We start from the raw sequence: 6,739 nt of genomic DNA, 5'->3' as shown, positions 1-6,739 counted from the left end.
GGCGTTGGTCGCAATGGCCCGAGCGGGGCTTCGTGTGGACAGCGAGCCGGTCCGGGCAGGGGTCGAGGTCCGCATCTTGCACTTCGCAGCCGTCTTGTTTGGTACGTTCTCGCACCAGGAAAGCGCGACCGGGGCCGCTTGGCAATGCTCTGTCGCTTGCCAACACCCGTGGGCCAGCAAGGCCCCGCCCCTTGCGCCGCGGCGCGGCACGGGCGATATCTGGGGTGTTGAAAAGGAAAAGCCGCGATGGCCCTGCCGATCAAAGACCAGGCGCGATACTGGGGCATCGCTGCCCTGGTGTTCTTCATCCTCTTGTGGTTCCTCGGAAACGTGCTTCTGCCCTTCATCGTGGGCGGCGCGATTGCCTACTTCCTGGACCCGGTCGCCGACCGGCTGCAGCGGCTGGGCATGAGCCGGGTGGTGGCGACCTCGGTCATCTCGGCGCTGGCGCTGATGCTGGTGGTGCTTCTGGTGCTGGCCGTGATCCCGACGCTGGTGAACCAGCTGACAGCGCTGGTGAATGCGGCGCCTGATATCGCCAAGCGCCTGCAGGCGTTCCTGCTGGAACGCTTCCCCGAGCTGGCGGACCGCACCTCGACCATCCGGCAGACCCTGGCCGAGATTGCCGCGGCGATCCAGGCGCAGGGGGCCGCCCTTGCGCAAGGCATCCTGTCCTCGGCGCTTGGGTTCATCTCGGTCATCGTCTTCATCGTCGTGGTTCCGGTCGTGGCGTTCTATCTTCTGCTCGACTGGGACAACATGGTGGCCAAGATCGACAGGATGCTGCCCCTGGACCACGCCCCCACCGTCCGCCGCCTGGCAGGCGAGATCGACGCGGTGCTGGCGGGCTTCGTGCGGGGGCAGGTGTCGGTCTGCATTTCGCTTGGCACGTTCTATGCGGCGGCACTGATGATGGCGGGGCTGCAGTTCGGGCTGGTGGTGGGGGCGATTGCGGGGGCGATCACGTTCATTCCCTATGTCGGCTCGCTGGTCGGCGGTATGCTGGCGGTGGGGCTGGCGCTGTTCCAGTTCTGGGGGGATTGGGTCCAGATCGGGATCATCGCGGCGATCTTTGCGGCCGGGCAGTTCATCGAGGGCAACATCCTGACGCCGCGGCTGGTGGGCAAGTCGGTGGGGCTGCACCCGGTATGGCTTCTCTTCGCGCTGTCGGCGTTCGGGGCGGTCTTCGGCTTTGTGGGCATGCTGATCGCGGTGCCGGTGGCGGCGTCGATCGGGGTGCTGACGCGCTTCGGGATGGAGCAGTACCGGGCGAGCCTTCTGTATCAAGGGACGACGGCGGTGGCCCCGCCGCAGGCCAGTTTCACCACCCGCCCCGAGGCGCCGCCAAAGCCGAAGCGCAGCCGCAAACCGGCGGGCGGGGGCGGAGAGGGCGCGTGATCCGGCAGCTGGCCTTCGATCTGCCAAGCGCCGAGGCGATGACGCGGGAGGATTTCTTCGTGGCACCCTCGAACGCGCGGGCGGTCGAGATGCTGGACGACCCGGCAAGCTGGCCGCAGGGCAAGCTGATCCTGGTCGGGCCGGCGGGATCGGGCAAGAGCCACCTGGCGCAGGTCTGGGCGTCCGAAGCCGGGGGGCGCGTTGTCAGGGGGGCGGAGCTTGCCGATCTCGACATTGCTCAGGTCGCGGTGGGGCCGGTGGCCGTCGACGATGCCGAGGCGGTCGCGGGGAATGCAGAGGCGGAGACGGCGCTGTTCCATCTGCACAACTTTCTGGCACAGGACTGGCCGCTGCTTCTGACGGCACAGACGCCGCCCCGCGACTGGGGGCTTCAGCTGCCCGATCTCGCCAGCCGCATGCAAGCCGCCCCGATTGCGCAGCTTCAGGGCCCCGACGATGCGCTGCTCTCTGCCGTGCTGGTCAAGCTTTTCGCCGACCGGCAGGTGGCGGTTCCGGCGAACCTGATCCCTTACCTCATCAGCCGGATGCCACGGTCGATCGGCGCTGCACGGGCGCTGGTTGGAGAGCTGGACGCGAGGGCGCTGGCCTTGGGGCGTCCGATCACCCGGGCTCTGGCGGCGGAAGTGTTGGGGACGGAGTAGCCATGGGCGGCCCGGTGTCCCGCCCTTGGGACGGGCGCGGAAAGGGCAGCGGCCGGGTCAGCGAATGCGCACTGGCTCGGCTTTGCCGAAGAACGCGAGAAATGCCCGCAACTTGGCCGACGAGCGCCGATTTGGCGGATAAAGCGCAATGATGGGCCGACGCGCACCGACAAAGGACGTCAACACTTCGACAAGACGACCTGACCGGAGATGTTCATCCACCACATAGTGGCCGGTTTGGATCAGGCCGCCGCCCGCCAGAGCGAGCGCCACCATCCCCATCGGGTCGGAGACGACAAGCGCACCATTCCCAGTCACACGACGTTCATGCCGTCCATCGACGACGAATTCCCAATCCATTCGGCGCGGGCTACCTGGATAGAGAAATCCGATACAGCGATGACGATCAAGATCAAGGAGATCGTCAAGCGGCGGTGCGCGGTCAAGATAGGACGGCGAAGCAAACGTGCCGATGGTTCCGGTTTCCAGTGTCCGCGAGACAAGCGCGGAGGAGGGCTGTTGTCCAAGCCGGATGACAAGGTCGAACCCCTCTTCTACCACATCGATCATGCGGTTGGTGACATGGATCTCCAGCGAGAGATCGGGGTAAAGCGCCTCGAATGCTGGAATGCGCGGCAGGATACGAATCTGGCCATAGGTTGTAGGCACGGCAATTCGCAACCGTCCGACAACCCTGGCATTCGCGCCGCCCACTATGTGTTCGGCATCCTCGATCTGCTGCAGCGCCTCGCGTGCTTGCTGCAGGAAGAAACTGCCATCGTCAGTCAGCGCAACCCGCCGCGTCGTGCGCGTCAGAAGGCTGACCCCAAGCCGTGCTTCCAGACGCTGCACGGCCCGGCTGACCGAAGAAGGCGGCAACGACAGCTGATCGGCCGCAGCACCGAAGTGACCGAGTTCCGCAACGCGGCAGAACACCGTCAGGTCAGCGAGATGGCCAAGAGAGGTGAGGGGCATCGGCTCATTATTGCTTTGGCGAAAATAGTCTCTCTCAAACTGACCCGATTATCAACTTCTGAGTGTGTGGGAAGAACGGGGTGTCGCAAGGTCACACGGCCTTGCCGCCAATCAAGGAGAGCACCATGAACCCCGATCTCAAGTCCCTCATTGTCGACGCTGCAGCCATCGCCGCCATTCCGTTTCCGATCCCCGGCGCGACACCGGGCGGCGTTTCGGCCACTCTTCTCAACGTCGACGGCGACAAGGGCATCGTCACGACAATCATCCATATCGCCGCCGGGGCGCGAATTCCGGCCCACTACCACAATGACGGTGCCGAAGCGCATTACGTGCTGGAAGGTGACTTCATCAACGCTGGCGTGACATATGGCCCGGGAACCTTTGTCACCCATCCCAAAGGCGTTGTTCACGGTCCCCATGCCTCGCGCGGGGGCTGCAAGATACTCACGCTTCAGACGGCCTATGTCGATCCGGCGGCGCCCGATTTCCATATCGCGGAGTAAATGCTCATTTTGCCGTGCTGCCCGCCAGGCTGAAAATGATACGGCCCGGCGGGCTTCGCCTTCGAATCGAGCCCAAGCGGCGGGCCGGAAAGGATGACCGGTCCGCCCACATCCCGACTGACCGCCGCCCAGCCGACTGCCGCCACTGGACAGACCCCAGCCCGGATGAAAGACTGTCACGGAACCTTCATGACCTGCGCGGCATAACCCCCTTATGACCCAAGCCGATTTCCTCAAGTCCCCCTTCCCCGCTCCGGTCGAGCTTCCGTTTGCCGAGACGGCCGGACCGGGCCGCTTTTTCAACCGCGAGCTTTCGTGGCTGGCCTTCAACTGGCGTGTGCTGGAAGAGGCGGCGAACCCTACAGTGCCGTTGCTGGAGCGGCTGCGGTTCCTGTCGATTTCCGCAACCAACCTGGACGAGTTCTATACTGTCCGGGTTGCCGGCCTTCGGGCGCTGGTCCGGAACGGCAATCTGACCCTGTCGGACGATGGCCGGAGCCCGGCCGAACAGCTGCAGTTGATCAACGCCGACGCCCGCCACCTGATGCAGACCCAGCTGACCACCTTCAACCGCCTCCGCAAGGAAATGGAGGCGGAAGGGATCACCCTGGTGCAGCGTTCAAAGCTGACGGTGCGCGATCTGAAGCATCTGGAAGCGCATTTCCTGCACAACGTCTTCCCGGTTCTGTCGCCTCTGGCGATTGACCCCGCACACCCGTTCCCCTTCATCCCGAACACCGGGTTTTCCCTGGCGCTGGAGCTGGAGCGCGAAACCGACCAGCGCCAGCTGAAGGCGCTTTTGCCGGTTCCCCAGCAGATCGCCCGTTTCGTGGCACTGCCGGGCAAGGAGGGCGAGCACCGCTTCCTGCCGCTGGAAGAGCTTCTCCTTCTGCACCTCGGGATGCTGTTCCCCGGCTACACCGACAAGGGTCACTGCACGTTCCGGGTCCTCCGCGACAGCGACCTTGAAGTCGAAGACGAAGCCGAAGACCTGGTGCGCGAGTTCGAGACCGCGCTGAAGCGCCGCCGCCGGGGTGAGGTGATCCGCCTGAAGATGTCGGCCGGCGCGCCGGAAGATCTGCGCACGCTGATCATGGAGGAGCTTGCCGTCGCCGAGGACGAGGTTGTCGAGATCAAGGGCCTTATCGGCATTGCGGACCTGAAGGAACTGATCCTCTCCAGCCGCAAAGACCTGATGTGGCCCCCGTTCTCTCCCCGCGTCCCCGAGCGGGTCGAGGATCACGACGGCGACATGTTCGCGGCGATCCGGCAGAAGGACATGCTGCTGCATCACCCGTATGAGACCTTCGACATGGTGATCCGCTTCCTGCAGCAGGCGGCGACCGACCCGAATGTGCTGGCGATCAAGCAGACGCTTTACCGCACCTCGTGGGACAGCCCGATCGTGTCGGCCCTGTGCGAGGCCGCGGAGGCCGGGAAATCGGTGACGGCACTGGTCGAACTGAAGGCGCGCTTCGATGAGGCGGCGAACATCCGGCAATCCCGTCGCCTGGAACGCGCGGGCGCGCATGTCGTCTACGGGTTCGTCAACTACAAGACCCACGCCAAGATCAGCACGGTCGTCCGGCGCGAGGGCGACCATCTGGTGACCTACACCCACTACGGCACTGGCAACTACCACCCGATCACTGCGCGCATCTACACCGACCTGTCGTTCTTCACCTGCGATGCGGCCCTTGGGCGCGATGCAACCAAGGTCTTCAACTACCTTTCGGGCTATGTGCAGCCCGAAGGATTGGAGAACCTCGCGATCAGCCCGATCACGCTGAAGCCCCGACTGCTTGAGATGATCGCGGCCGAGGCCGAGCATGCCCGCGCGGGGCGGCCGGGCGAGATCTGGGCCAAGATGAACTCGGTCATCGACCCCGACGTGATCGACGCGCTTTATGCGGCCTCGCAAGCGGGGGTGAAGATCAGCCTGGTCATCCGGGGCATCTGCGGCCTTCGGCCCGGTGTGAAGGGCTTAAGCGAAAACATCCGGGTGAAGTCGATCGTCGGGCGCTTCCTCGAGCATTCGCGGATCGTCTGCTTCGGCAACGGCTACGGGCTTCCGGCCAAGAAGGCGCGGGTGTTCTTCTCGTCCGCGGACTGGATGGGGCGGAACCTGACGCGCCGGGTGGAAACGCTGGTCGAAGCGCTGAACCCGACGGTCAAGAACCAGATCCTGACGCAGATCATGGCTGCGAACCTTGGGGATGAGTCGCAAAGCTGGCTTCTCATGCCCGACGGCAGCTATTCCCGAGATCTGGGGCCCGAGGGGGCGCGGCTTTTCAACTGCCACCAGTTCTTCATGCAGAACCCGTCGCTGTCCGGTCGCGGCACGGCGGGTGCAAAGGACGCACCGAGGCTGGTGCCGGTGAAGGACGACGATACGGCGGGGTCGGCAGCGGCACGGTAGGGCCGAGCGACCAAAATCCTTGAGTAAGGATTTTGCCAATTTTCTTAAGTAAGAAAATTAGTTGCGCTCAATTAGCCGCCGAACCCAGGATCGCGCATAAGCTGCAGACGCCCCGCCGCCGCCCTGGCGAATGTGCGCAGAACGACCTTGCGCCTTGCACCGGAGAGCGGCGTTTCCGGCGCCATCCGCACCACCTCGGCATCGTAAGGATCGGCGAGGATGAGGCCGGTGTCTTCGGGCAAAAGCTCGACCGGGAAATCGGCGTCCACGGCCCAGAAGAACCGGTCGCACCAGTCAAGATAGCCCTGCCACTTCCGGTCGGCGCGGAAGTCCGCCCGGCCGGATTTGCATTCGACCACCCAGACCTCGCCCCTTGGCCCGAGCGCCATCACGTCGACCCGAAGACCGGCCGTCGGGATCAGCTCTTCGACACAGACGAAATCCAGCGCCCTGAGGCCCCGGCAGACGCCACGTTGCAACCGCTGGCCCGGCAGGGGCGGCAGACTGTCCTGGGGTGCGTCAACGGGCATGTCCATGGGCGAATGATGAACCAAAGGTGAACATCTGTCCAGCCTTGCGGCCCCCCGCCCCAGGCCCTATCTTCAGAGGTGGCGGGTGCTGCTCTTCGCGTGCGGGGCCAATTTTCCAGTGGCCGATAAGCAAGCGAACGGGGGCTGGCTCTGCCCGGATCCTGGTCCGGGTATCTGGCGCCCACCTGAGACCTCTGGCTCTCGGGAAAACCCCGGTCCTCACGGTTGCTGCGGGCCCGCCACCCTTAG

6 protein-coding genes are annotated in these 6,739 nt (G+C 64.7%); 4 read left to right on the top strand and 2 right to left on the bottom strand.

Annotated elements, in window-relative coordinates; all coding sequences use genetic code 11:
• The first annotated feature begins 246 nt into the window (after positions 1-246).
• Together ACRCSW_RS05790 and ACRCSW_RS05785 are read left to right on the top strand one after the other, a co-directional pair.
• Positions 247-1,398 (top strand): AI-2E family transporter, encoded by a 1,152-nt coding sequence (locus tag ACRCSW_RS05790; RefSeq protein ID WP_438703359.1) that lies wholly within the window; start codon positions 247-249, stop codon positions 1,396-1,398.
• Between the two features lie 38 nt (positions 1,399-1,436).
• Complete coding sequence (locus tag ACRCSW_RS05785; RefSeq protein WP_438703363.1) at positions 1,437-2,060, top strand: chromosomal replication initiator DnaA; 624 nt, start codon at positions 1,437-1,439, stop codon at positions 2,058-2,060.
• Positions 2,061-2,117: 57 nt separating this feature from the next.
• Here the strand turns inward: ACRCSW_RS05785 and ACRCSW_RS05780 are convergent, their stop codons facing one another.
• On the bottom strand, positions 2,118-3,035 hold the full coding sequence (locus tag ACRCSW_RS05780) for a LysR substrate-binding domain-containing protein (protein ID WP_438703357.1): 918 nt from the start codon (positions 3,033-3,035) through the stop codon (positions 2,118-2,120).
• Between the two features lie 125 nt (positions 3,036-3,160).
• Between ACRCSW_RS05780 and ACRCSW_RS05775 the strand changes: the two genes are divergently transcribed.
• Together ACRCSW_RS05775 and ACRCSW_RS05770 are read left to right on the top strand one after the other, a co-directional pair.
• Entirely contained in the window at positions 3,161-3,541 is a 381-nt protein-coding gene (locus tag ACRCSW_RS05775) for a cupin domain-containing protein (protein ID WP_438703355.1), read from the top strand.
• A gap of 214 nt (positions 3,542-3,755) precedes the next feature.
• Complete coding sequence (locus ACRCSW_RS05770; RefSeq protein ID WP_438703354.1) at positions 3,756-5,960, top strand: RNA degradosome polyphosphate kinase; 2,205 nt, start codon at positions 3,756-3,758, stop codon at positions 5,958-5,960.
• A 71-nt stretch (positions 5,961-6,031) separates the two neighbouring features.
• Here the strand turns inward: ACRCSW_RS05770 and ACRCSW_RS05765 are convergent, their stop codons facing one another.
• The gene (locus ACRCSW_RS05765; RefSeq protein WP_438703361.1) at positions 6,032-6,490 is read right to left on the bottom strand and encodes an MmcB family DNA repair protein; all 459 of its coding nucleotides are present in this window, start codon (positions 6,488-6,490) and stop codon (positions 6,032-6,034) included.
• Between the last annotated feature and the right edge of the window lie 249 nt (positions 6,491-6,739).

Source organism: Tabrizicola sp. (assembly GCF_051645465.1).
In the GTDB taxonomy this organism is placed as follows: Bacteria; Pseudomonadota; Alphaproteobacteria; order Rhodobacterales; family Rhodobacteraceae; genus Tabrizicola.
This window is presented reverse-complemented; position numbering and strand designations above follow the sequence as displayed.